The 24,128-nt window shown below is 54.7% G+C and carries 22 protein-coding genes; 11 read left to right on the plus strand and 11 right to left on the minus strand.

Features of this window, described 5'->3' with window-relative positions; genetic code table 11:
* Positions 1 to 251: 251 nt before the first annotated feature.
* From NB063_RS23610 to NB063_RS23640, 7 genes are all read left to right on the plus strand, one after another.
* Complete coding sequence (locus NB063_RS23610; RefSeq protein ID WP_250931370.1) at positions 252 to 575, plus strand: ArsR/SmtB family transcription factor; 324 nt, start codon at positions 252 to 254, stop codon at positions 573 to 575.
* Between the two features lie 65 nt (positions 576 to 640).
* Entirely contained in the window at positions 641 to 2,056 is a 1,416-nt protein-coding gene (locus NB063_RS23615; RefSeq protein WP_250931371.1) for a permease, read from the plus strand.
* Positions 2,057 to 2,071: 15 nt separating this feature from the next.
* A complete protein-coding gene (locus NB063_RS23620) occupies positions 2,072 to 2,308 on the plus strand; it encodes a thioredoxin family protein (RefSeq protein ID WP_250931372.1) in 237 nt (78 codons plus the stop codon).
* 50 nt (positions 2,309 to 2,358) lie between these two features.
* On the plus strand, positions 2,359 to 3,000 hold the full coding sequence (locus NB063_RS23625) for a nitrophenyl compound nitroreductase subunit ArsF family protein (RefSeq protein WP_250931373.1): 642 nt from the start codon (positions 2,359 to 2,361) through the stop codon (positions 2,998 to 3,000).
* 47 nt (positions 3,001 to 3,047) lie between these two features.
* The gene (locus NB063_RS23630) at positions 3,048 to 3,458 is read left to right on the plus strand and encodes a nitrophenyl compound nitroreductase subunit ArsF family protein (RefSeq protein ID WP_250931374.1); all 411 of its coding nucleotides are present in this window, start codon (positions 3,048 to 3,050) and stop codon (positions 3,456 to 3,458) included.
* Positions 3,459 to 3,507: 49 nt separating this feature from the next.
* Complete coding sequence (locus NB063_RS23635) at positions 3,508 to 4,266, plus strand: aromatic aminobenezylarsenical efflux permease ArsG family transporter (protein WP_250931375.1); 759 nt, start codon at positions 3,508 to 3,510, stop codon at positions 4,264 to 4,266.
* 377 nt (positions 4,267 to 4,643) lie between these two features.
* Positions 4,644 to 6,488, plus strand: a complete 1,845-nt coding sequence (locus NB063_RS23640; protein ID WP_261367555.1) for a YHYH protein — start codon at positions 4,644 to 4,646, stop codon at positions 6,486 to 6,488.
* Between the two features lie 243 nt (positions 6,489 to 6,731).
* Here the strand turns inward: NB063_RS23640 and NB063_RS23645 are convergent, their stop codons facing one another.
* Positions 6,732 to 7,295 carry an FKBP-type peptidyl-prolyl cis-trans isomerase gene (locus NB063_RS23645; RefSeq protein WP_250931377.1) on the minus strand — a complete coding sequence of 188 codons (564 nt, stop codon included), beginning with the start codon at positions 7,293 to 7,295 and terminating at the stop codon, positions 6,732 to 6,734.
* A gap of 366 nt (positions 7,296 to 7,661) precedes the next feature.
* Here NB063_RS23645 and NB063_RS23650 point away from each other — a divergent pair, with 366 nt between their 5' ends.
* Entirely contained in the window at positions 7,662 to 7,961 is a 300-nt protein-coding gene (locus tag NB063_RS23650) for an MTH1187 family thiamine-binding protein (RefSeq protein WP_250931378.1), read from the plus strand.
* Positions 7,962 to 7,972: 11 nt separating this feature from the next.
* Here NB063_RS23650 and NB063_RS23655 read toward each other — a convergent pair whose 3' ends face one another.
* From NB063_RS23655 to NB063_RS23680, 6 genes are all read right to left on the minus strand, one after another.
* Positions 7,973 to 10,327, minus strand: a complete 2,355-nt coding sequence (locus NB063_RS23655) for a family 78 glycoside hydrolase catalytic domain (RefSeq protein ID WP_322975286.1) — start codon at positions 10,325 to 10,327, stop codon at positions 7,973 to 7,975.
* Positions 10,328 to 11,172: 845 nt separating this feature from the next.
* Complete coding sequence (locus NB063_RS23660) at positions 11,173 to 11,352, minus strand: putative periplasmic lipoprotein (RefSeq protein ID WP_250931380.1); 180 nt, start codon at positions 11,350 to 11,352, stop codon at positions 11,173 to 11,175.
* A 110-nt stretch (positions 11,353 to 11,462) separates the two neighbouring features.
* On the minus strand, positions 11,463 to 12,683 hold the full coding sequence (locus tag NB063_RS23665) for a DUF1559 domain-containing protein (RefSeq protein ID WP_250931381.1): 1,221 nt from the start codon (positions 12,681 to 12,683) through the stop codon (positions 11,463 to 11,465).
* A gap of 84 nt (positions 12,684 to 12,767) precedes the next feature.
* Positions 12,768 to 12,995: a hypothetical protein gene (locus NB063_RS23670; protein WP_250931382.1), complete on the minus strand. Its 228-nt coding sequence runs from the start codon at positions 12,993 to 12,995 to the stop codon at positions 12,768 to 12,770.
* Positions 12,996 to 13,330: 335 nt separating this feature from the next.
* A complete protein-coding gene (locus NB063_RS23675) occupies positions 13,331 to 14,263 on the minus strand; it encodes an AraC family transcriptional regulator (RefSeq protein ID WP_250931383.1) in 933 nt (310 codons plus the stop codon).
* Positions 14,264 to 14,462: 199 nt separating this feature from the next.
* Positions 14,463 to 14,609, minus strand: coding sequence for a hypothetical protein (locus NB063_RS23680; protein ID WP_250931384.1), 147 nt, complete (start codon positions 14,607 to 14,609; stop codon positions 14,463 to 14,465).
* Positions 14,610 to 15,158: 549 nt separating this feature from the next.
* On the opposite strand from NB063_RS23680, the gene NB063_RS23685 reads away from it, so the two are divergent.
* Positions 15,159 to 16,529 carry a hypothetical protein gene (locus NB063_RS23685; protein WP_250931385.1) on the plus strand — a complete coding sequence of 457 codons (1,371 nt, stop codon included), beginning with the start codon at positions 15,159 to 15,161 and terminating at the stop codon, positions 16,527 to 16,529.
* Between the two features lie 162 nt (positions 16,530 to 16,691).
* Entirely contained in the window at positions 16,692 to 18,119 is a 1,428-nt protein-coding gene (locus NB063_RS23690) for a sulfatase (protein WP_250931386.1), read from the plus strand.
* A 112-nt stretch (positions 18,120 to 18,231) separates the two neighbouring features.
* Here the strand turns inward: NB063_RS23690 and NB063_RS23695 are convergent, their stop codons facing one another.
* Positions 18,232 to 20,076, minus strand: coding sequence for a sulfatase-like hydrolase/transferase (locus NB063_RS23695; protein ID WP_250931387.1), 1,845 nt, complete (start codon positions 20,074 to 20,076; stop codon positions 18,232 to 18,234).
* Between the two features lie 643 nt (positions 20,077 to 20,719).
* Between NB063_RS23695 and NB063_RS23700 the strand changes: the two genes are divergently transcribed.
* Positions 20,720 to 21,016 (plus strand): hypothetical protein, encoded by a 297-nt coding sequence (locus NB063_RS23700; protein WP_250931388.1) that lies wholly within the window; start codon positions 20,720 to 20,722, stop codon positions 21,014 to 21,016.
* A 146-nt stretch (positions 21,017 to 21,162) separates the two neighbouring features.
* Here NB063_RS23700 and NB063_RS23705 read toward each other — a convergent pair whose 3' ends face one another.
* The 3 genes from NB063_RS23705 to NB063_RS23715 form a co-directional block, all read right to left on the minus strand.
* Positions 21,163 to 22,491, minus strand: coding sequence for a carboxypeptidase regulatory-like domain-containing protein (locus NB063_RS23705; RefSeq protein WP_250931389.1), 1,329 nt, complete (start codon positions 22,489 to 22,491; stop codon positions 21,163 to 21,165).
* A 504-nt stretch (positions 22,492 to 22,995) separates the two neighbouring features.
* The gene (locus tag NB063_RS23710) at positions 22,996 to 23,613 is read right to left on the minus strand and encodes a class I SAM-dependent methyltransferase (RefSeq protein ID WP_250931390.1); all 618 of its coding nucleotides are present in this window, start codon (positions 23,611 to 23,613) and stop codon (positions 22,996 to 22,998) included.
* A gap of 51 nt (positions 23,614 to 23,664) precedes the next feature.
* A complete protein-coding gene (locus NB063_RS23715; protein WP_250931391.1) occupies positions 23,665 to 24,126 on the minus strand; it encodes a hypothetical protein in 462 nt (153 codons plus the stop codon).
* Positions 24,127 to 24,128 lie beyond the last annotated feature (2 nt).

A 24,128-nucleotide genomic window follows, 5' to 3' on the forward strand; every position in this document is an offset into this window, starting at 1 on the left:
AGATGATTCCTGCCTACCTGCTTGACCCTGGCACTTGCAATGCGACTCGTTCGATCCTGTTGATTGAAACGTGCAAGTACAGCACTCGTTTCGTCACAACGGGGCACGCCTTTCGTGGATCAGATTCACGAGTCTGCTTCGCGGCCTTGCGGTGATTGTGGCGAGTTTCCCGATGCTGCTCTTGCCACGCTTTTGCGACCTGTGTATATTTGGCTAATCGTGCAAGTAAGCAATCGCCGATAGAGATCAGCATGGACAAAGACGAGAAAGCCAAATACGAAAGCCGCGCCAAAGTGCTCAAGGCGCTCGCGCACCCGGCTCGTCTGAAACTGGTCGATATTCTGTCCGAGCATGACGAGGTGTGCGTTTGTGAACTCACCGAGGCGATCGGAACGGACATGTCCACTGTTTCACGGCATCTGACCCAGCTCAAGAATGCTGGAATTGTCGAGAGCGAGAAACACGGGCAGATGGTGTTTTATCGACTGCGAGTGAAATGTCTGACCAGTCTGTTCGGCTGTATTGAGTCGGTCGTCCATGGTCACTTGAAAAATCAATTGAAGGTGTTGTCGTAGTTGTGTTTTTTTGAGCTTGTATTTGTGCATTTGTGCAAATACGCACGGGTAGGTGGAGCGGATCAGTGTTACGAGAATGGAAGATCTTTGCAGCGTTCTTGAGCGTTTTTTTGTTCGCCTACTTCGTGCCGTTGGCGACACCTTCGTTCGATCCCGACGCGAGCCCGATCGCGGCCAATGTGACCGGAGCGATCGTGGAGGCATTCGTGCTGCTGCAGTGGTACGCACGCAACCACACTCTCGCCTGCGTCGTCCCCGCTTTGTTTATCGCCGGGGCGATCACAACGTTCCTGACAAAAGAGTCGGTGCTCAAGCACCTGGGGCCGAAGGCAAGTAAGACCGAATCCTATTCGGTTGCTTCCGTCTCTGGCACCGTGTTGGCGGTGTGTTCTTGCAGCGTTCTGCCGATGTTTGCGGGCATTTATCGAATCGGTGCGGGACTGGGGCCGGCGGCTTGCTTTTTGTACGCCGGTCCGGCGATCAACGTGCTCGCGATCTTCCTGACCGCTCGCGTACTCGGCTTTGAGCTGGGCGTTGCTCGCGTGATCGGTGCGATGGTGTTTGGCGTGATCATTGGACTTTTGATGGCATTGTTTTTCCGCCAAAGCGAGGAAGATCGAAACAAAGCGACGATGGCAATGCCTGATCCGCCTGCGTCGAAACGTCCTCTTTGGCAGTCGGCGACGATGCTAGCGGCGATGCTGGCCTTCCTGATCTTTAGCGATTGGTTCAATCCTGGTGACAAGGATGTGCAACTGACTGATGGCACCCAGTTCGCAGCGACGCTGCAATACGAAACCGGTACGAGCTACGATTTGCGACTTCAATCCGCGGTGCTCGGGCACGAAGCCTCGGAAGTCGTGCGGTTAGCGAAGTCCGAGATCGCGAGCATTGAGGACGTTGAAACGTGGGTCACGCAAATCCACCACGTTCGCTGGTACCTTGCCGGAATGATGGGAGTTTTGGTTGCCGTGATGAGCCTGATGTGGCTGGACCGCGAGGACTTCGGTCAATGGATGGACAACACCTGGGATTTTTCCAAGATGCTGATCCCGCTGCTCTTCGGCGGCGTCTTTGTCGTCGGATTCTTGGGGGCTTTGATCCCTGAGAAACAGGTTGCGTCGCTGGTCGGCGACAACAGCTTCCTATCGAACTTGATCGCGTCGGTCGTGGGGTGCCTCTTTTACTTCGCGACCCTCACCGAAGTACCCATTTTAGGAGCACTGATGCGGAACGGGATGGCGACGGGACCAGCGCTGGCTTTGCTGTTGGCCGGACCTGCACTTTCGTTGCCCAGCATCCTGGTCATCCGAAGTGTGATAGGAAACCTCAAGACAGCTGTCTTTGTTGCCCTGGTGGTCATCATGGCGACCGTCGCTGGCATGACGTACGGCACGATTTTCCCTTCTCAAGCGAAGACATTCGCTGCTCCTGCGGTAACAGCGGTCACTTCGACTGCGTCCGCAATCCCTTTGGAATAATGAAAGGTAACTGAAATGACAACGATTCAAGTGTTAGGAACCGGATGCAAAAAATGTGTTTCGCTTAAAGAGAATGTGGAGACTGCCCTTAGGTCAGCGTACATCGAAGCGGATGTTCAAAAGATTGAGGACATCAACGAGATCGTCAGTTTCGGCGTCATCAGCACACCGGCGTTGGCTGTTGACGGTCATGTCAAGATCGTCGGTAAGGTCGCGTCGCCCGAAGAAATCGTTCGGTTGCTACAGCAGTAGTCGATCGCGCGGCGTGAGAAGAATCAAACTCGAGCATTGAAAATCTAGACATGGACTTACAGAAATCACTGTCGGTGTGTTTGCTGACGTTCTTCTTCGCGACCATCGTCGTGTTGATCGCCAAAGCAATGGACAACCAAGCCGCAAGCAGGCTTGAACCGCAGTTGACTCGGATTGCCGATCAGCTCGAAGCGTTGACTGCGTCGGGCGGATTTCCGGTCGCATCCAGCACGGCGGTAACGTCGGCTGAGAAACCTGACCGCGTCGTTGTCAATTACTTCTACAGCACCACACGATGCACGACCTGTCGTGCGATCGAGTCGCAAACAAGTGAAGTTGTGCAATCGCAATACGCGGCGGAGCTGCAAGACGGAACAATCACTTGGAAGACGTTGAATTACGAAGATGACCGTTCTGGACTGATGGAGAAGTTCGAGATTGTGATGCCGGTCGTCGTGCTGACGCGATTCGAGGACGACGAAATGGCCGATTGGAAGCGGCTCGACCAAGTTTGGGGAATCGTCAACGACAAGCCAGCCTTCGCAAGCTTCATCCACGATGAAATCGACGCAATGCTGAGTGAAGTCTATCAATCCAAATCGATCGCCCGGACGCAATCGCAGCCAGTGGAAGATGACACGCCCATCGACAGCGAAGAACCGTCGCCAGCCGATTTGCCGCTGCCTGAATAGACAACGTTTTCAACCAAACCACTTTACTACTTGAATGGGAGTTTCTCGTGTTCCGTCTGATGATGATCGCTGCTGTGACTTGCAGCACAATGATTCCGATGACCGCCTTGGCAGCCGATCCACCGGCAGATCGTGTGGTGGTGATGTACTTCCACCGCACTGAGCGTTGTCCGACATGCAAGATGATGGGTAGTTACGCCGAAGAGGCAGTCACGTCTGGGTTCGCAACCGAAATAAACCAAGGCACCGTCGAGTTTCGCTACATCGACTTTCAACAGCCAGAGAACGCAAATCTCGCAAAGGCTTACAAAGTGACCGGGCCAGCGTTGATTATTGCGAAGGTGGTGGATGCAAAGGTAAGCGAGTACACCGATCTGAAGGACATTTGGGTGAAGGTGCGCGAGAAGCCAGTTTTCATTGAGTACGTGCAAGAGAACGTCAAAGTGCATATCAAATGAACCGACCCGGAACCCGCTCGTTGGTCCGCACCGACAATGGAGTGCAGCTGTGATTACTTATTCCCTTTACTCCTTGGCGGCCTTGTATTTGGGCGTGCTGACTTCGATTAGCCCCTGCCCGTTGGCAACCAATATCGCAGCGATCTCGTACATCGGCGGCAATGTCGGCAACTCAAGCCGCGTGATTCATGCGGGGCTGCTTTACACGCTGGGTCGGTGCCTGCTTTATATTGCTCTAGCGGGACTTCTGACATGGACCAGCATGTCGATACCGTCGGTGTCGGTGTTCTTGCAAAAATACATGCACCTTTTGCTCGGCCCCATCTTCCTGCTGCTTGGGATGTTCCTGGCCGACTTGGTGACGTTCAGCTTCGGAGGCGGGATGATCACGGACAAGCTCAAGCAGCGTGTCGATGCGATGGGAGTCTGGGGTGCGTTGTTGCTTGGTGCTCTGTTTGCGGTCTCGTTTTGTCCCACCTCGGCAGCTTGGTTCTTTGGTTTGCTGGCACTGACACTTGGATCCGATTCCGGCGCCATCACCAGCGTCTTGTCACAGGTCGGCGTGACGCTGCCATCAGCAACGGTCCCTGGCGGAGCAATCGTGTTGCCTTTGGTCTACGGCATCGGTACGGCGCTGCCCGTTCTCGTGGTTGCTTTGCTGTTGGCCTATAGTGCCAAGTCATTGGGGAAAACCTACAACATGCTCGGAAAGGTCGAGTGGTGGGCGCGGATGGCGACCGGATGGGTATTCATCCTGTTGGGCGTCTACTTTTCGTTGACCTATGTATTCGAAGTTTCCATCGCGTAAACCGGAAAGAGGCAGGCATTGCCGAACCAAAGATCAAGGTCCGGCAGGCCGCGTTGGAAGCAAAGCTGTTCAGCAGCTCGGCAGGGATGATTAGAATTCGAGACCACGCAAGGAAGGCTTCCATTCTTAGTCGCGATAGCGACGGCAGGCGAAAGCCCCGGATGCGAGTCCGGGTTCGCCTTGGAAGACGCACATTTCACTGGGACGGGAGATGCCAAAATCGATAACAGCATCATTTTTCGACACCTCGTTGTCACACCACCCGACGTAAACGCTCGCCCTGATTTCTCCAATCTGAACGACATTGTTCCGAGTGGACCGCCTCGTAAACAACGGTGATGACAATTCGATACGTCTGCCAAAAAGATTCCATGCTCATGAACTCACGCCCTCTCATCCTGGCGGTTGCGAGCCTGCTGTGTCTGATGACAACCACCCAGCCCGCGGCACACGAAGGTGGGCATCACGGCCACGCGCACACGCTCACTCGATCGCGATCTTGGTCCGTCGCCTCGGGTGGATCGCACTTAAACGGATCGTTTGTTTCCGCAAGGGACGGCAGGGTGCAAATTCGCAGAGAGGATGGGGCACTCACGGATTTAGCGATCAATCAATTGGCCGCCTCTGACCAAGCCTGGGTTCAGGAACGAATGCACACGATCCGAGCTCTCAACCGTCAGCATGTGACTCAGCTCGTGATGTTGAACCAGCGGGTGCAAGCCACAACAGGGAGTGCGGCAGAGAAAGAGACCATGCCCGCCATCGGTGAGCACTTCCAACCGTTTGCGAAGTTGCTGCGGCTTCGTTGGGACAAGGACTTTCTTTACGTTGGTTCTAATGGTTTGCCGGAGCATCCGATGATGATTGGCATTCGGTCTTGGCAACAGCAAGTTCCGATCCCGCAGAAATACCTTGGGGAAAATGCGTGGCGGATTCCTTTGCACCCCGTCCCGGCGAAGAGTCCGATGTCGACCAAGAACGATTTTTTACGCGGTGCTATCGCTCTGGCCGTCAATGGCGTGCCCATCTTCAACCCGTTGAACAATCGCGGTGATGACGCCTTTTTGTTTGGTGAATTGGATGAGTACGGTGGTCATTGCGGTCGTGGCGACGATTACCACTATCACATTGCTCCGGTTCATCTCGAAAAAACAGCAGGCAAAGACAAGCCAATTGGCTATGCGTTGGACGGATATCCGATCTTTGGCTATCAAGATCCGCAGGCGACTGATTTTGCAACGCTTGACGATCTTGGCGGGCACAAAGACGCCGCTGGCAATTACCACTATCACGCTCAGAAAACCTACCCCTACTTGAATGGTGGCTTCTACGGCGAAGTCACCCAGCGTGGTGGTCAGGTTGATCCGCAGCCGCGTGCCGAACCGATCCGCCCTGACCTGCGACCGCTACGTGACGCGGTGATTACTGGATTCAATAAAACGGGTAACCGGTTCAAGCTGGAGTACGACGTCAGAGGGCGGCAAGGATCAGTGATCTATGTCGTCAAGGACGACAGCACCGTTGACTTCACGTTTCAGGATCCAGCTGGGGAAACACGGAGCGAGACTTATCGCAGTCGCATGGGCAAACCGTTTCTTCCGCAATCCGATGTCTCAGAATCGGATGCCGGTCCCGACGAAGGTCGTGCGTCCAACACGTCGCGATTGAACGTCACCAGTCCCGCATTTGCCGCAGGTGACGAATTGCCTCTCGAGTTCACCGGCGATAGCGCGGGCGAGTCGCCACCGATCGCTTGGACGAAAGGGCCGGACGGAACTCAGTGTTATGCACTGAACTTGTGGCACACGCCGGGGCCTGGTGATGTGAAGTCCTATTGGCTGGTTTACGACATCCCGGCCGATGTCACGAGCCTGCCTCGAAATGCGAACGGAGTCGGGACTGTGGGGTTCAATGACAAGGGGCACGCGGGATACGACCCAATGAAATCGAAGGGACCGGGGGCGAAACAGTACCACCTCACCGTTTATGCCCTGTCCGAAAAGCCTGATTTTGCAACCGACCGGGTGACGCGAGACGAACTGCTCGAAAGCATTTCTGGCATCACATTGGCTCAAGGCACCTTGGACTTCCAATACACCCGATCCCGAGGCGGCTCATGGATGATCTTGATCGGATTTGCGATTGCCGTCCTGGTCACGGGGGCTTGGTTTGTTCTGAAAAACTCCACTTCTAAAAGCGAGCGAGTCGAGCAAATTCAGTAGTCGCCAAAAATCAATTTTTGACGATGCAAGCCACCACTTTCTGACCCGTTTTGGATCAGATTCTGAATCGGTATCAGGCGGTGAAGCAACCTTGCGCGTGTTGCGTCTTTCTGGTCGTGATGTCTCGGTTGTCGGAAGCCGGATGGTAGCGCTTTCGAGGCTTGCTTAAAACCGACACCGACGCTCCCCCAACGCAAATGTCGCCATTGTTAATGACAATGAAGGCCTGCCTCGACATCACGGTTAGTCGATACTCACGAGTTCGACGATGAAGTGAAGGTTCGCGTGAGCGGGAATGGAGCCTGGGGAACCTCGTTCGCCGTAGCCGAGTTTCGAAGGTACCCACAGTTCGATCATTCCGCCCTCGCCCACGAGCTGCATCCCTTCCGTCCAACCGTCGATGACATTTCGCAAAGGAAAAGTTGTCGGTTCACCACGCTCGTACGAGCTGTCGAATACTTTTCCATTGTTGAGCCAGCCGCGATAGTGGACGGTCACCGTGCTGGCGGCCGTCGGCTTTTGACCGTCTGAGTTTCGCAGAACGCGATACCTCAGGCCTGAATCGGTCGCCGAGAATTCCGGTGCGACACCTGCATCCATCGCGCCCGTTCCGGCTTGGAGTTCAGGCCTGTCGATGAACGAAACCGGTTTCCATGTCGTTGTTTCGGCAACCGGGGGTGCCAAATCATAAGAACTATCAGGGCTGGGGGGCGCAGCGGAACGACATGCCGGAACGAGGAATACGAGGCTCAACAGACACCATGGCAACCAAGTCTTCATTTCCGCTCCTAGCTTATCGTCTCGCATCCTGTATCCATCCCGTACACCCATCGGAAGTGAACCTAGTCACCATTCTTCGGTGGGGAGGTTAGCGAAACCCGGCATTTCTCGAAAGTCCGTTATTTAGCAAACGCAGATCCGGACAGTTGAAACGTTTGATAGCAAATAACTTTCGTTGCAGCAGACGTCTCGTACCAGCGACTGAAATCGCGTCTGGTTCCACTCCCTCCCCCATCAAGAGAATCAGTGTGCCATGATGTTCCGCGGTGACCAGCGAGAGTGAATCGTGAAGGCTGGAATCTTGCTCATTGGGCCACTGCCGTTCGAGACGCGAGAGTTTAAACTCCGTGGTTAAACAACAGACCGAGCCGAAAAGTGAGGGAATCAACTGAGATGAAAGTCATTGTCGATTTGTGTGTCGTCCCGATGGGGGTGGGAGTATCCGTGGGCAAGTACGTCGCTGAATGCCAGAAAGTGTTGCAGGAAGCGGGATTGGAACACCAGCTTCACGCCTACGGCACAAACATCGAGGGTGACTGGGACGAAGTGTTTGCGGCGATCAAACATTGCCACGAACGCGTTCACGCACTCGGCGCGCCGCGAATCACGACCAGCATCAAAGTCGGAACTCGCACGGACCGCGAGCAATCGATGCAAGACAAAATCAACAGCGTGATCGCGCCGGTCCGGTAGGAAGCCCTGATTCAATTGCTAGCGGGTTGCGTTACCTCGATGGTGACCGAGCCGTGGACCTCGTCCTTTAAAATCCAGCGATCGCCTGACTTCGTCGCCGCGACGGGTTGTCCGTCGATGAGGACACCGGTGCTCGCCTTTGTGGCGGGAAGGTCCACTTTTGCCGAGATCGTTTCCGGGAGTGTCACGGTGATCTTGAAATGGGTCTTGTTGGTCCATTCGATGTCGATCGGTCCACGCGGGGTGGGGACTTTGCCGTGGGCAAAAGTCAGACCGCAGGGGCATGGCCGGACGGTTGCTGTGGTCCAGCCCGGCGTGGCTGGCTGGACGCCTAAGACGAATCGCGGCAACAGGTTTGCGGGCGCGGCACCCCAAGCGTGATTCCAATCTTGGTTGGGTTTGTATTTTAGATCCCACGCTTCCCAGCTGATCGTGGTTCCACTGTCGACCATGTGCTTCCAGCTGCGGTCACCGTCGGCGGTGATTAGATCCAACGCCTGCTCATCGCGTCCGTGGTTGAATAACGCTTCCATGAAATACTGTGCCGCGTAGGGGCTGCACTGCATCTGCTTTTTACTCAGCCATTCGGTGACGCCCGCGATTTTGTCTTCCGGCACGAGCCCGAATGCTAATGGAAAGAAGTTTGCATGAATGCTGCTGTGGTCGGTGCCCACGCCGTCGCGATAGATCCCGGCGGATTCGTCGAACAAGAGTTTCTGGAAGGATTGTTTCGCTAGTTCCGCGCGAGCTTCAAATGCCTCCGCGTCGGAATCCTTGCCGATCGCACGTGCCATCTCAGCCATCTGCTCAATCGCTTCGATATGAAACGCGTTGACGACCGTGTTGATTTCGGTAAACACAAAGCTGTCGCGTTCCTTTTGGGGCCAGTCAACGATGTCGTGACGTTTCTGATCGGATTCGTCGCTGCGAATCAAGCCATCGTCTCCGCTGCGGTGCATCAATGTTTTGGTCTTCAGCGATTCGTATCGATGTTTCAGCCAATCGTTGTCGCCCGAATACACCCACTCGGCATGGGCCATGAAAACCATGTGCGGTGCCCACTCGGTTGGCCAAGTGCCATTTTCCATCAGCCAATCAAATGTGCGTGCCGCCATGGTGACGTCACTATCGGTGGTGTAGTGGCTGATCTGATTCAAGTACGCGTCGGCTTCGTAGGGAATTCGCTCACGATCGCCATCGACATAGACGCCTGCGAACGTGGTGGCCTTGATGCTGTATTTACAGAGATCCCAAATGCGATTGAGCGTCTCGTCAGAGCATTCGAAGGAACTGGCATCGTCATTCCACGTATTCGAGAATGCGGCGCGCCGGCGGATAAGATCGAACGGATAGTCGGAACTAACACCTTCGATTTCGACCCAGCGAAACGGCATGACAGATCGCCATTGCGCGGGCGTTAAAACGGCCGGTGGGTTCGCGTAGATCAGCCCCGCTTGTTCGATGTTGCGAGCGTCGACGGGTGTGGGAACGATCCAATTCCCCATTTGTCCGCCAAGACGAATCGGGGTCATGCCGTAGCGGACGGTCCCCGGCGGATTCTGGTCGATGCGACCGTCTTTTAACTTTTCGCCAAAATGCACCGCGGCTGTTCCGCGACCTGACGGTACCGGCATCGCGATGTTGCCAAAGGCGACCTTCCCAAAGTCAATAAGCGTTGTCGTGTCGTTGATGCGTTTGATGGATACCGGCTCTTGCTCGGTTAAACTCACGTGGCGTTCGGCGGGAACCTGCGGCAACTCTTTGATGAAGAGATTGCGAAAACGATAGGTCTGACCTTCTTCACCGTGGTGCTGAATTCCGATGAAGCCGCTTGCATCCGTCGTGTCACGAAAGCGAACGGTTTGGATTCCATTGAGTTCGATCGTAATGAGATCTTTCACGCATGTGATCTCAAACCGATTCCAACCGTTTCGATTGAGGGCATTGGCGATGATCGGGGTTGCGAACGCAGCTTTGGATTGCGTTTCATGTTCTAAGAACTGCTTTTCTGATCTTCCTGGCGTGCTCGGCCAAATCCAGCCTCGGCGAGCTTCGTCGAAGAATCCACCCGACCAGCGTCGGTCCGAACCATCGCACTCGGCTTGGTACCCGAACACCTTCTTGTCCGCATCGGGGTCAACATGGCATCGGAACATGACTCCCGAGTTGGCTGGGCCTTCAGGAAGGTGTATTTCGACGCTGACCCGAAAGTCTGAATACTTCTTTTCTGTAACCAAAAAGAACTTCTTGTCCGCGAGCAGATGGATTTCGCCATCGACTACCTTGGCCTCGCCGAACGGATAAGGATTGCGCCACCCCGTCAGGTCTTTGCCGTTGAACAAGGGAGTGTAACCGCGACTAATCATCGCCGCATACGAGTCTTGATTGTTGGAGTCGAATGCGGGTTTGGTGATCGCGGCAGGAGGCGCGTCTTGCCCAGTGGAAGAAGGGACAGCGATCAACAGCAAGAGAAGCAGAAGGTAGTTGCGAGTAGGCATGACAAGTGGCGAACAATTGAGTAATAAAAAATGCGATGGCGGATGAATGCTGGTGCTTCATCCCGATTGGTCTACTGGGACCGGACGTAGCGGAAATCGTCAAGCCTTTAGGGCGAACGCGTGCTTGGCGAAGCTTTCGCTTGTCGGTTTATTCAGTTGGTTATCAGTGTGTTATCTAACCTGAAACTTGGGGGTGCTCGAACCGGAACGTTCTCGCCCTACCGCTAAAAAGCGTAGCGGAACGGCGCGAGCCGTCCGGTCTCGCCCTCAATTTCAACGATAATAAAGCATCAGTTGGACAGCGGCACTTTGAAGTCGCGACGCTCGCGAGAACGTGGGACACGCTGGAAATCCACCTTCTGGCGCAGGGGTTCGCGTTTGATTGGCAATTCACGATGTTTTGGTGCAAAGTGACGCCTTCTAGTGAAGGATGTTCGAGGCAACGAAAACGCGATGCCGGAGCGAGTGGGTGGCTTGCGTTCCAAGCTATGAAGTCGATTCGTCGCTAACACCTTGGATCGTGAACGCATCAAAACGTTAACGGCGCGTTGAACCAAGTGGAAAAAAATCAGCCGTTCTGCGTCAGCGGCGGTTCTCAATCTAACAGATGGAGCTGACGAAGAGCGGCTGATCGTTGCATTGCATCGGTGATCTCAGCAACTGTTTGTTGTGGAGTTTCCCGTCAGCGAGACGACGTTCGCGAGAGCGTGCAACTATTCGTTTCGTTTCAGCTCGGGTGATTCGGAGACGCTTTTCGCCTCTGCTTCAATGAGTGCATTGTAGTCGTCAATTTGCTGTTGGCTGGCACCATCGGTGATGGAAGCCGGATCAGAACTTGAGCACCCCACCAGCAAGCAAATGACCGCCAGACACAATAAGTTTTTCGTTTTCATGTAATCTCTTTCAAAAGTCCAGATGTGTCGATGAGAAGTAAACGAGGCAGCCTCGCCACGGTTTATGGTGACGAGACTGCATCATGATGTTTTAGGAAATGCGTTGAATGCTAGAAGGCAGTGTCAATGACTTCTTTATTGGCACGAGTGCCCAACGCTCCCCAGAGCCCATAAGGGCTCGGCTCGCCAGCTTCGGATGCGGGAGACCCGTGGTAAGAGACCATGTGGCGATTGCTGTTGCCTGCTTCGATGGAGTCGGTGATGAACTTCACCGCTCCGTCACCCATCAGCACGTGAGCTCCACCTTGGTGCCGACTTGAGACGGTCACGGTTTGGTCGTGACTGTCATTGAAGCCGGTGCAAAGGCCCGAGTTGGGCGGCAGAATCGTATGAATCTGGCTGAACAGCGGATGGCAGTCGTGCCAGCGATATCCACGAGCACTCGTTGCACTGACCGTCGCCGCTGCGGCGGGGCTCCAGAATTGCGGACGAAGTGGATCGTGGTGTTGGTATTGCCATTTCGGATCTTTGCGGCATTCGTTTCGTCCGCTGCCGGTGTCGGCAAATGCGGAACCAGGCCGTGAGGTTCGGTTGTCGGCATCACCGAGGTCGGTTGCCAATTCACCACACATGATCGTATTGGCCAAACCGTCGAGCGTATCTCGAAATTGCATGCGGCCGAACAACACAAACATCCCACGATGTACAAGCCGTGAACGCTCGGCTTGCGTTGAGTTGTTCGACGAATACGGCATGGTGGCACCGTTTGCGACGGTTTGAACGTAGACCGCCCCTTCGCGAGACATGACGGAGGAGTCTCCGGTGCAGGCACCGTAGTTAGTTCTTCCAAGTGCCGGCAATCCGAAGCCAGGATCACTGGGGCAACGATAACCGGGAAGTTCGGTCGTCCATGGTGCGTACGCGATCACCGCTGGCCCCGGTCCCATGGCCTGCCATGGATTAGGGGTGCTACCAGGATTCGCAAGTGGGTTGCTGATTTGTTCCCACAATGCCTGCTGTTCAACGAACGGCAAGATTGCAATCAGAAACGATCCGTGGCGATTATTCGAAACCGTGCTATTGAGCGACGACCATGGTGCGGAGCCGCCCGGAATATCGGTTCCGTTGCCATGAATGGGCAACGATTGGTAGGCCGCATGGTAGTTGTGAATTCCCAACCCGATCTGTTTGAAATTGTTGCTGCAACTCATTCGCCGTGCTGCTTCACGGGCCGCCTGCACGGCAGGTAGCAGCAGCCCCACCAAAACTCCAATAATGGCGATCACCACCAAAAGCTCTACGAGGGTAAATCCGAATCGAACGCGTTTCATGTCAATGCTCCAGAAAAGAAAAAACGAACTGAAAAGAACTGAATTGTCGGTTGTGTTCCGCAAGTATCGACACGTCGCTCGCGATCAGATCACCGTGCCCATTCCGCCCGCCGGGTTGTCGAGACGGCTGGCGTCGTGAGTACGTCCCCGAGCCAAAGGAAAGCTGTTAACGGTGCTCGGATGCTCGCTAGGCGTGTCCAATGAGATAAATGTATTCGAAGGCAAGGGTTCGGCAATGAATTTTGACCCCTTGTTTTGCGACTTTCCGCCGGTCTGCTCGTCGTCGGGCAAGACCCTGAAAAACCGGTTCATGGGCGTCGAAATGAAAGAGGTCGCCGCGACATGAGGTTCTGCACGCATGCGCGGGGGACGCTGATCATTGCGTAGGGATGCCGCTATTTTTCGCGTGAGATTTCCCCGTGATGGATCAGCGGAGCGAACCCGAGCGGCCTTTCCAATGCACGCCGCGTCGGGCCAAGCCGTTTGCCGTGCGGCGCCGCTTTCTTTGGTCGCGAATCAGAAAACCGGGGATCGCATCCAAAATTCAAGGGGATGATCGAACGACAAATTTGCACCGGACCATTTACAGCGTTGACAGACGGTCCGCCGTCATCTCATACCGCCGTCTACGTTGATAAGGCCGCGACTTATTTCACGCCTCGATCAAAGGCAGCAGCTCGATATTGCGACGGGGACATGTTTTCGGTTGCGTTGAACGTCACCCGCATCCGTTCTTCACTTGGGAAACCGGCGATATAGGCAACCTCCTTAACTCCCAAACGTGTTTCGCGAAGCAGTCGTTTGGCTCGGCTCAATCGGCAGGCGATCATCTCTTCGAGAATGGTGTGCCCAAGTTCCGCAGAAAATCGACGTTCTAATACGCGGCGACTCACTGCCAAACGATCAGCAAACGCTTTCACGGTAAATGCGCGGTCACTGTGAGTCCAAATGAGGTCCAACGTTTCGGCGACCAGCGGATCGGAGATTTCCTTTTGACGAACCGTCCGGTTGCCACCGGCGATTTCCCCAGGACCAGCCATCGCTTCGATCACGCTGGCGATTAAGGCCATGACCTGCATGGATAGCATGACGGAGTTCTGATTAGGCGATGCTTTGACCCGCTGAATCAAGCGATCGAAACTCTTCGTGACGGCTTTATATCCTTTGACCGACCCGACCGCCCGTTGTGGATGAATCAGATCGAGCTCTTGTAAACGGTGAGTCATCACGCCGTTGAACGAGATCCAGTGTTCGTGCCAACCCGTGTTTTTTTGAGGTTTGTAGCGATGCCAGACACCGGGAAAGAGAAGGAACGCGTGGCCTGCAGCGACCGGGATTTCGCCGGTGTCTTCTGACTCGAAGATGCCGGTGCCTTTGGAAATCAAAACCATCTGAAATTCCGGCAGCACACGCCCTCTCGCCCAAGTGAATTGGTAGAGCCCGGGGTGCCCGTTGGGTGGGTACTCCGCGTCCGGCGGCACGGCCACGCGTCCCACGCCGGTTAAGTACATGCCCCACGAAATGGCAGCTTCATTGACAGGCAGATAGTGGTAATAGCCTTCGTATTTTCCGTCGGTCAATCTTATTACCTCCTTACCATCGAATGTGCATCCGTCGGGTATTCTAGTCGACACGAGACGTCAAAAGTGAGGACGCCGCAAAACAAGGGGGGCTTTTGGCGGTTCGTTGAGCAAGGAACCGGCCGGGAAAGGACGCAGGCGTTGCCGAATGGACAACATCTGGTACTCGGCTTTGCCGTGCCTGACTGGCCTTGTCCGTTCAGTTGTTCGACAGGTTGGAAACGAGTTGTTCTTGTTTGCCAAGTCGAACGACATCGTGCAGCTTCATGGACAGGGCGTCCAAGCTTCTGCGATTGCTTGGTTGGGCGAATAAAGCTTTGGCAACCGATTGGATGAGTCGACGCATGGTATCTTCCTTTGAACGCGGCTGGACCGCACTTGTCGTCGCGTGCGACTCCAGCCCGCCAAACACTCCCCGAGGATCACGGCAGCGGTGGTGGCCGCCGAAGTACCGCCCCAGCACCCATTGGATTGCTGAAGCAACATTAAAGAGTACTTTATTACTGGGGAAGATTCCAAAGCGTCGTCAAAGTCCGGACGATTCCAACCGCGTCGTCATTCACCGTTGACTCAAAACGCAACGCTGTATCGTACTAGGTGCCCCTGTTCAATTGTTTCCGCCGTCATCCGGGTTTCTACAAAAGATGGCTGATGACTTGTTTGAGAAACAACCGCCGACGATACTAACGGGTTTTGAACGAGGGCAATCAAGCGGATTGTTTCTGTCTGAATCTGCAGGCGATGTTCTAGGATTTCACCCACGGGGTTCCTTCAATATCGATCAGTGATCGACGGTTCGCTCGGTCCTGATTCTTCATCGACAAGAATGAGGGCAGTTCGGCGTCTGACAAGTCTTCAAGTAAAAAACGGAAGGGAATTTAATACTGTGTTGTCAATGTCAGTGATTCGATGTTTGCTCGTTTCCTTACTCGCCCTTTCCTCCGTTCTGCACGCGGAGACACGGTGGATCGATACTCAGCCCAAAGGTGGGAAAGAGTGGACGTCGCGCCAGACGCGAACATTGAAAGGTATCGACGTCGAACCCGTTGCAGCTGATGCGCTGACCCGCTTTGGCGGCTTGGCAGATGGTAAACGTGACGGCACGGGCTTCTTCCGTGTTGAAAAGATTAACGATCGATGGTGGTTGATCGATCCCGACGGCGGACGATTCATTTTTAGCGGTGTTGGAAGTGTCAAGCCACACGACGACTACGGTTCGAAGGAGCCATTCCAACGTCTGTTCGGTTCGAACGAGCGTTGGGCGGACAAGACGCTCGAAAGTTTTCGCTCGCTCGGGTTCAACGGATGCGGCGGGTTCTCCGATGACAACGTGCTGCGTGCGTCGTCGAAGCCCATGCCATACACCGTCACGCTGCATCTGATGAGTGGCTTTGGCAGGAAACTCAATCTTACCCATCAAGCGTCCGGTCACACCGGATTTGCGCACGATTGTCTGCCCGTGTTTCATCCGGACTTTGAAAAGTATTGCATGACGCAATGTGCCGAACGACTCGGCGACATGAAGCAAGATCCTTGGCTCGTCGGTGTGTTTTCGGACAACGAGCTGCCCGTTGCCAAAGACATGCTTGATCGCATGTTGGCGCTCGACGATTCCAAACGCGGTTTCGCCAACATGAAGGCGGGGGCGGAGGCTTTCATGCGTGGAAAAGGCAAAATCAACGATGACCTTCGTCGTGAGTTCGTCGAACATGTCTATGAAACCTATTTTCGTATCACGACCAAGGCCATCCGTGCAGCCCTGCCTCATCATCTTTGTCTGGGGTCTCGCTTCCATGGTCCCGCAGTGAATAACGCTGCTGCGTGGCGTGCCGCAGGCCGTTGGTGCGATGCGATCTCGATCAACTATTACAATGTCTGGACCCCGAACAAAGAGCATCTCGACAACTGGTTGAAATGGTCGGGTAAGCCCATTCTCATCACAGAGTTCTATGCCAAGGGGGCCGACAGCGGGATGGGCAACACCAGCGGTGCCGGGTGGTTGGTGAAGACCCAGGCTGATCGCGGTGCGTTCTACCAAAACTTCACGTTAGCGCTGATGGAATCCAAAACGTGTGTCGGATGGCACTGGTTCAAATACATGGACAACGACCCCAGCAATCCCAACACTGATCCAAGCAACAGGGATAGCAACAAAGGCATGTTCAATGCACGCTACGAACCCTACACGCCGTTGCTCGACGCCATGCGTGAACTCAATACTCGCGTCTACCCGCTGATTGAGCATTTTGACACGACGAGGCGGTAGTTGAGCTCGGCAGCTCGGAAAATGCGCGAGCGCAACACCGAAACGACGTTTCGTTGGGATCTCGCATGGTGCGGAGTTTGCGCGATGGTGCTCACTCGATACTTCATGGACAATCGTAGTCGTTTGGTCCAAGATCGAGTGTCCCCTGATTGCGCTTAACATATGACGAACTATCTACTGCCCGCCATTTTGCTGTTGTTTGCGTTGACATCCGCCGAGGCTGCGCCGCAACCCAACGTGCTGTTTATTCTTGTGGATGACTTCGGTGCACGTGATCTCAGTTGTTACGGATCGACGCTTTACGAAACTCCCAACATGGATCGGCTTGCCGCCCGCGGCGTGCGGTTCACTCAGGCATACGTGGCGTATCCGCGCTGCGTCCCGTCACGCTACGCGATCTTCACTGGCAAACATCCGGCGAGAGCACAGGGGCAGAAGGACAGCCCTCACGTTGAGCCTGATCGTGACGCGACGATCGGTCAGGCGTTCAAGGACGCGGGCTACAGCACCTTCTACTGTGGGAAATGGCATCTCGGCGATGGCTCCTCCAGCCCGGATAAGGTTGGCTTCGACACGATCGTCGCTGCCGGAGCTGCGGGATCAACTCGGTCTTTCTTCGCTCCCTATACGGTTTCTCGTTCAAAAGGCCACGGTGAAAAAGCTGCGATCGTCGGACTTGATGATGCGCCGGAAGGCGAATACCTAACCGATCGACTCACTCAGGAGACGCTGAGTTTTATTGAGACAAGCACCAAGAGCAGTGGCAAACCGTTCTTTGCGGTCCTTGCGCATTACGCCGTTCACACACCGATCGAAGCCAAGAAGCACCTTGTCAAACGCTATGAGGCGAAACTCGCCGGACTGCCAAAGCCAGACGCGGTGTGGGAATTGGAGAGCGCCGGCGAAAATATGCTTGTTCAGAATAATGCGACGTATGCTGCCATGATTCAGAGCGTTGACAACGGAGTCGGTCGCTTGCTCAACCAGCTCAGGCGGCTCGGTATCGAAGACAACACCGTCGTCGTCCTCGCGAGTGATCACGGTGGCTTGAGTGCGCGGGGAAACCAACGTGGGGTCGCAACGTCGAACCGTCCGTTGCGAGCGGGGAAAGGTCATTTGTATGAAGGCGGTCTGCGGATTCCGTTGATCGTCCGTTGGCCGGGGAAGGTGAAGGCGGGGGTAGAGATCGCGACGCCTGTCAGCACGCTGGACCTCTTTCCCACGTTTGTTGAGATCGCCGGCATTCCCAAACCCGAAAAAGCGGGGAACGACGGGGTTAGCCTCGTCAGTTTGTTGCAAGGCGGGGTCGCACCAGATCGCGACACCTTCTACTGGCACAACCCAGCACCGCGTCCAACCAGCACGGGCGACTGGTTTTCGTCGGCCATCCGTAGGGGCGATCTGAAGTTGATCGAATTCCCCACGCATGAAAAGGTTGAACTCTACGACCTCGCTGTCGACCCCGGAGAATCGAACAACCTCGCTCAGCAGCGGCCTGCCGAGCGTCAGCGCTTGCTCGAGAGACTCAACGAGTGGCGAACGAGTGTGGGAGCCTCGATGCAGCCCAAAGAAAAGAAGACGAAAAAATGAGAATCTCTCTTTGACGATGGGCTACATGCGGAGCGGGCTACAGTTCCAAGCGAGTGATGCTCCTGCGATTCGGAGAGTATGTCCGCTTTGTCACCACGGTTGACGCGCGACTCTACTTCAAACTCACTGGGCTCGCGTAGTTGTAGTAAACCGCGCCTTCCATTTCACCTGCCGAGTTGTAAAACCAGGTTTGCAGGAAAGCGGGACCAGCGGGCAGGTCGGACACAGTGAACGTGACGCCATCGGCGTCCTTGTCTGCGTCTTTGCGCTCGTCTACGTACACGTCATCGCCATTCCAAATTTTGATTCGTGCACTGGAAACATCGATTGCTTTGGGGACCGTCTTTCCGTCATAGACAACTCCACTCGGTGCCGTTGTCAACGTTGACTGATCTTCGACCTCCTTGGGCCATCGGCGAAGGTCAAATCGATATGTCCCAGGCTTGGCGAACTCCACGGCTAGGAAACCGCTTCCGGTAGCTCCCTCGGCAACCAGTTTGTGGTTCCACAACTCTTGTTTGTGAAAGTCATGGCTGTTTAACTGCGTGATGGGTTCGGCCGGATGGCCAATGACGGTGCGGGGAAACTCGTCGGCGCGTTCTGCCACTAACTGATACCAGTCTTCGTAGGCTTGTTTGAGCTCTTCGACAATCGCAGCATGGGCGGGATCTCCAATGAGGTTTTGGGTCTGCGCCTTGTCCGCGAGCACGTCCCAAAGTTCCCAGTTCGATTTGGCGCCGGACCGAGTTAGCCTCCATTTGTGGGTAATCGTATTTCCGTCCCACTCGTCCTTCTTCACCGAGACGTTTCTATACTTCTCGAAGTTTTCCTTTCGCATGTTGCAGATGGTCACCGTTCTGTCTTTGAACTCGGGGCCAGGATCGTTGCTCGGATCGGTGTCCAAAAAATTCTTAAAGCTCTGTCCGTGCAGCTTCAATTTGGCCGGTCGGTTGGGCACATCTTCCAATCCGATGATGTCCATTAGCGTGGGCAGCCAATCCATATGGGCAGTCAAAGGCGTGACGTCTCTTCCTTTGCCTTCACCGCCGAGCCCACCGGCGGGCCAACGGACGTAGCTCGGGACACGTGTCCCGCCGTCATAAAACGAGATCTTACCGCCTCGATAGATAAATTCACCGCTACCGTTATCGGTGAAAAAGATGAGGATTGTGTTTTCGGCCAACTTGTTGTCGTCGAGGAAATTCATCAGACGACCGATGTTCTTGTCAATGTTTTCAACGGTGGCCGGTTTGGCTGGCACGCCCGGTCGTGCGTCGGCAGGGCCTTTGGGCCAAGGGCTATGGGCGGCGGCGGTTGGGAAGTAGAGAAAAAACGGTTTGTTCTTGTTCTGGTTGTCTTCCATAAACTCGAAGGCACGGTTGAACATTGAGTTGGTAAGAAATGCCCCCTCAAGTCCATCGTCTTCATCTGTCATCTCGACCAACTCATCGTTCACCCAATAATGGGCGGAGTGATGCATGTTTCCCCAATAGTCAGGTTGCTGTCCCGCACCGCCACCTTTTGTCCAGGCTACGTATTCAAAGCCTCTGTCTTTTGGGCGAAACGGATAGTTGTCTCCCAGGTGCCACTTGCCAACCATTCCGGTAGCGTATCCGTTGTGTTTGAACACGTCGGCGATGGTGAGTTCATCATTGCGGAGCAAGCTTCGTCCCGCGATGGTGTGCCAAATTCCCGCCACGCTGTTGGATCGGCCGGTCAGGAAAGCCGCTCGCGTCGGAGCGCAACTGGGGGACACGTGAAAGTCTGTCAGGCGGATACTCGTCTCGGCGAGCTTGTCAATGTTGGGAGTCTGAGAAGTCGAATCGGGATTGTAATAGGTGAATACTCGGTGACTGACGTCATCGGGCATCAAGATCACAACGTTTGGTCGATCCTGGCTGAAAACCGCTTGTCCAGAAAGCGTGAGCACAATTAAGAACGTGAATAGTATTTTCATGATGGACCTGTGGTGATAAGTCGAAAAGGGAAGCTCAGCGGAGAAGACGTCGCGGACGTTGTCAAGAACTTCGGTCTCATTGAGTGGTGAGGCCGTTGGCTGTATTCGTGGTAGTAGAACTGTGTTTGCCGCTGGATGCTGAGGTTGCAGCGTGTGATTCTAACACAAGCAACGGTGGGACTCCAACGAATCCCGGTCGACGATTTGTGCGGTGAATTGTCGTTCCGATGTTAGCAGGTTCCTAGCGGTTTCTCCTGGCGAATTCACCGGTATTCCTTTCGGTCCGCCTGCTAGACTTCCATCGATTCTTTACGCCCGCATTCCGGCGGCGGGCATCGACGCCAAAGATGCACACGCTGCAGACCGCGTGGGAAGCTTGCAGATCCGTGTTCGTCGCGTGATTGGATTATCTCTGCGACGCGTATCTCATCGGCAGATGGTTCGGTTGGTACAAAGGCGGCTTTGGAAATGACCGGGGATGTTCTTCTGGGATCGCCGAGAGGCTGCGAGCACGGTAGGATTGCTCAGATAATGCTTGTTCAGGGTTTCGTTTGAAAATGCTGTTCAGCGTCTTAAGCACGATCCTTTTCGCCATTTTGGCGAGGGGCCGTGCCGACTCCCCGGATGATGAAAAACGACCGTTATGAAAAAGCACGAGTGGCGCGAGACCACCGAGGAAGGCGCCGTCCGACTGGTCTGCGCCACACACCATGCCGGAAAATGGCAGCTCAGGTCCAAACTAAAGTCTGAAAGCGAATGGACGCAGTTTCCGGTCATTCCGCTGGAAGATCTCGAAACCCTGCGCGAGATCATTTGGAAGAAATCTCGTCGCAGTCGTGTGCCTGAAAGTCACGTCGGAGAGATCGATGCGTTGATCGTAGCGGCGAAGTCGAGACGCCCTAGCGTTCGTACCCAGCCTGCCGAGCCAGACGAGGATTGAATTGCCTTGGGGATTCACAGGCGGCAATCGGCTGTGATAGCGGATCGCGTCAAGAATTTCGACTCGCAGATCTTGCCCCGGTAGTCGTGACGATTTCCGTAACTTTGGGGCTTACGATCAACGTTGGGTGTGGCGACGGCGAATCGCTATTGAGCAAACCGACTGCCCGATAGGTCGAGTGTCTCTCCATAATTTTGCCACGCTTCGGCAAACGTTTCATCGGGAAGCCAGTTGGCTTTCCTTCGATCACCTTGGTAGTCGTTGTAGCGGGCGATATCAAGTTTTTGCATGCCGCCAACGCTGCGATCGTAGGTGCTTCCTAACCAGCCTCGTTGGATGACCGCGGGTTTTAGCGGAGCGACAGGCCACGTTTTCGTAGTGATGTTTGGGTCGCGGCCATCAACACGGATCCGCAAGCACGATTCGTAGAAGGCGAGCACGAGAGCGAAAGTCGCTTCGCGTTTGCGTGGCCAGTGTCCACCTTCACCGTCAACCAAAAGTGCAACGGGAGCGTCACGTTGCACCCGCAGGTCTTCAATCGCGGGAGCTTGCCCTTGATCGAAATAGCTATCTTTGTTGCCATGCATCACGAGTCCGGGCACGTTTTCAACGCCGGGGAACACAAGATGCCAGCTGCCGCCTGAATGAAAGGAGACCCAACCGATCACGCGGTCGGGACGCATTGCGGCGTACGAGGCTGAGAAACCTGTTCCGTTGGAGTGACCGAACGTGAAGACGGGGGCAGAGGTGATCTCGGGATGATTCACGCGATCAGCAATGTCGACCAAGATGCTATCCAGAGCGCTGGCAGGATAGATTCCGCGTTGAATGGCATTGCCGAGTACACCAATCAACGCCACGTGATGTCGATCGGCAAATTCTCTAACGAGGTCATGTTCCATCATGGCGCCACCGACGCCGTGTTCGGAGATCAGCAACAACCCATTGATCTTGGGGACACGCGGTGGAAGGTAGATTCGGAAGACCGCTTCCTCGGCGGGTTTTTCTCCATATCGGCTCACGATCTCTTGGTAGAGTTCATCGGTCATTGGCCGATTCTTATATTGTTTGGTGTCGCGCCGAATCTCGATCAAGCTATGCGACATCGAAATCATTGCCGTATGTCGGATCAAGCCTGTGTCATCGGTCAGCGCAGCGAGTGCGGCTTCGATGGGCTGCGTCGGGTCCGAAACGGACAACTCTGCTTCGAGATATCCCTCTTTGCTCAGCTCCAGTTGAACCTGTTCGGGGGCGGTTACCGAGAATGAAAACTTGCCATTTTCGTCGGTCACAGCAGTCGCGTTGGTTCCAATAACAGCGATGGCGACACCGGGAAGAATGTTGTCGCTGGTGTCTCGAACAATCCCTTGCAAAGTAACCTCGTTGGCAGCGACATGCGCTCGGGGTGTGATCAACGATGTGAAGATCAAGCCAAAGGTGACGGACGAGAATAAAGAACGGTTTCGCATTTTCATGGGCGGGGCGATTGAGGTGGGGGTCGGGATCGTAGGGAGAGCATCGAGCGATTGTCAAATCGCGATACGCAACCGTGTTCGTGAGTTACACGGGGTGGATATCACGAAGAGTCACAGCAGCTTTTTTGAATGATCCGGATACCTTAACTGGACAGCGCCACTTTCGAGCAAAAGGTAACTCGAAGCGTAAGCGAGGGAAGGAGTTACGAAGAATCCATCGCTCAAGCTTCGGGTTACCAATGCATTGTTCGCAAATAACGCACCCACAACACTTTCGATGCCTATTGAACGATCGAAGTGGCGGCGTCCTGTTGATCTGTCGCCACTCTCAGGTGCAAAACCAGCGTCGCAAACTGCATACGTGAAAACATCAAAACTGCTGCCGTAACAATAGAGCAAAGTGGCGTCTGCTTAACGCTCGTGATAGAGATGGACGGACGAATAGTGTTTCGTTGTTTTCCACGCATGGCGGTGAATGGACGATATAGCAGATCCCGCTCGGCGTTAGGGTGCGGCGTGGGAGCTTGGTTTTTGCCACGTGAATATTCGCAGCGGTGGGAGATTCAAGAGGACATATTGAACGGCTACGGGTTCACCGAATAAAGGGCGAGCGTATTCAGCGACGTGCCCTCTCAACTGGTAGGCGATGAACGTCCCGCCATCGCCGAGTGTTCGATAAATCGCCTTCATCGCCGATTGAGCCGTGTCAGCGTCAAGTGACGAGAACGGAATTCCCGAGATAATGACGTCAGGCGATTTCATTTCGTGCATGAGCAGAATGCGTTCAAGACCCACGACATCGTCCTGAACGACGGTAAGTCGCGGATCGCCGATTGCGTTAAGCGTCTCGATGAATCCAGACGTTTTTTCAATGGCTAAGACGCGGCAGTCGTGGCGAGCGGTGTCGAGCAGGCGTTCGGTGGTGCCACCGGTTCCCGGGCCGAGGTCGACCATTTGCCGCGCGCTTCGAATGCAATCGCGTTTGGCAATCGTGCGGGTCAGCGATGGGAAACTCGGAATCACTGACGCTACCTGAGACGGATGCGATAACCATTCTCTCACCACGGCAAGGGCTCGTGTCCAAAAATCTCGTCGGCGAAGAGTTGCGGTTGGATCGGTCATGATGGCGAAATATCAACGGGAAAGCGGATAGTGGCGAAGGAAACTCCGGGACTATTGTTGTGCCGCGGCGAAGGCGGCGTGATGGTCTCCGTAGACGCCATCGCGTGAGATGATCCGTTCAAAGTCGCCACGAAGTGCCTTCAGCGCGTATCGCTCTTCGTTGATTTCGGCGGCAGTGCGGAAACCCAATCTTCTGAGAATAGGTAAGGGTGGACACCAACCTTGCAACGCGTGTTGAAACAGAAACCCCGTGACCAAGCCCGGTAGAATGAGCCATTTCTTGTTCACCGTCGCGGCGAGCACGATGCCGGAAAAGGCAAGTGCGGATGCATTGGATTCCAATGCACGTTCGATGTCCCATTCGTAATCGAGTTCACGAATCCTTTCAGAAATCTCTTGTGGGGATTTCGTCGTGTAGTAGGCGATCCGCTGTTGGGTTTGGCGTGCAATTTCGCGATTGATCTCTTCGCTGGTATGGTTTTCGGCACGTCGGTTGGTGGCGGGCAACATCATTG

Source organism: Aporhodopirellula aestuarii (assembly GCF_023701485.1).
Taxonomy (GTDB): Bacteria; Planctomycetota; Planctomycetia; order Pirellulales; family Pirellulaceae; genus Rhodopirellula; species Rhodopirellula aestuarii.

What these genes read in the sequence shown, in the direction of transcription:
- NB063_RS23610 (WP_250931370.1), top strand. Translation starts at nt 252, where the DNA reads ATGGACAAAGACGAGAAAGCCAAATACGAAAGCCGCGCCAAAGTGCTC.
- NB063_RS23620 (WP_250931372.1), top strand. Translation starts at nt 2,072, where the DNA reads ATGACAACGATTCAAGTGTTAGGAACCGGATGCAAAAAATGTGTTTCG.
- NB063_RS23625 (WP_250931373.1), top strand. Translation starts at nt 2,359, where the DNA reads ATGGACTTACAGAAATCACTGTCGGTGTGTTTGCTGACGTTCTTCTTC.
- NB063_RS23640 (WP_261367555.1), top strand. Translation starts at nt 4,644, where the DNA reads ATGAACTCACGCCCTCTCATCCTGGCGGTTGCGAGCCTGCTGTGTCTG.
- NB063_RS23645 (WP_250931377.1), bottom strand. Translation starts at nt 7,295, where the DNA reads ATGCGAGACGATAAGCTAGGAGCGGAAATGAAGACTTGGTTGCCATGG.
- NB063_RS23650 (WP_250931378.1), top strand. Translation starts at nt 7,662, where the DNA reads ATGAAAGTCATTGTCGATTTGTGTGTCGTCCCGATGGGGGTGGGAGTA.
- NB063_RS23655 (WP_322975286.1), bottom strand. Translation starts at nt 10,327, where the DNA reads ATGATTAGTCGCGGTTACACTCCCTTGTTCAACGGCAAAGACCTGACG.
- NB063_RS23660 (WP_250931380.1), bottom strand. Translation starts at nt 11,352, where the DNA reads ATGAAAACGAAAAACTTATTGTGTCTGGCGGTCATTTGCTTGCTGGTG.
- NB063_RS23665 (WP_250931381.1), bottom strand. Translation starts at nt 12,683, where the DNA reads ATGAAACGCGTTCGATTCGGATTTACCCTCGTAGAGCTTTTGGTGGTG.
- NB063_RS23670 (WP_250931382.1), bottom strand. Translation starts at nt 12,995, where the DNA reads ATGAACCGGTTTTTCAGGGTCTTGCCCGACGACGAGCAGACCGGCGGA.
- NB063_RS23680 (WP_250931384.1), bottom strand. Translation starts at nt 14,609, where the DNA reads ATGCGTCGACTCATCCAATCGGTTGCCAAAGCTTTATTCGCCCAACCA.
- NB063_RS23685 (WP_250931385.1), top strand. Translation starts at nt 15,159, where the DNA reads ATGTCAGTGATTCGATGTTTGCTCGTTTCCTTACTCGCCCTTTCCTCC.
- NB063_RS23690 (WP_250931386.1), top strand. Translation starts at nt 16,692, where the DNA reads ATGACGAACTATCTACTGCCCGCCATTTTGCTGTTGTTTGCGTTGACA.
- NB063_RS23695 (WP_250931387.1), bottom strand. Translation starts at nt 20,076, where the DNA reads ATGAAAATACTATTCACGTTCTTAATTGTGCTCACGCTTTCTGGACAA.
- NB063_RS23700 (WP_250931388.1), top strand. Translation starts at nt 20,720, where the DNA reads ATGAAAAAGCACGAGTGGCGCGAGACCACCGAGGAAGGCGCCGTCCGA.
- NB063_RS23705 (WP_250931389.1), bottom strand. Translation starts at nt 22,491, where the DNA reads ATGAAAATGCGAAACCGTTCTTTATTCTCGTCCGTCACCTTTGGCTTG.
- NB063_RS23710 (WP_250931390.1), bottom strand. Translation starts at nt 23,613, where the DNA reads ATGACCGATCCAACCGCAACTCTTCGCCGACGAGATTTTTGGACACGA.
- NB063_RS23715 (WP_250931391.1), bottom strand. Translation starts at nt 24,126, where the DNA reads ATGATGTTGCCCGCCACCAACCGACGTGCCGAAAACCATACCAGCGAA.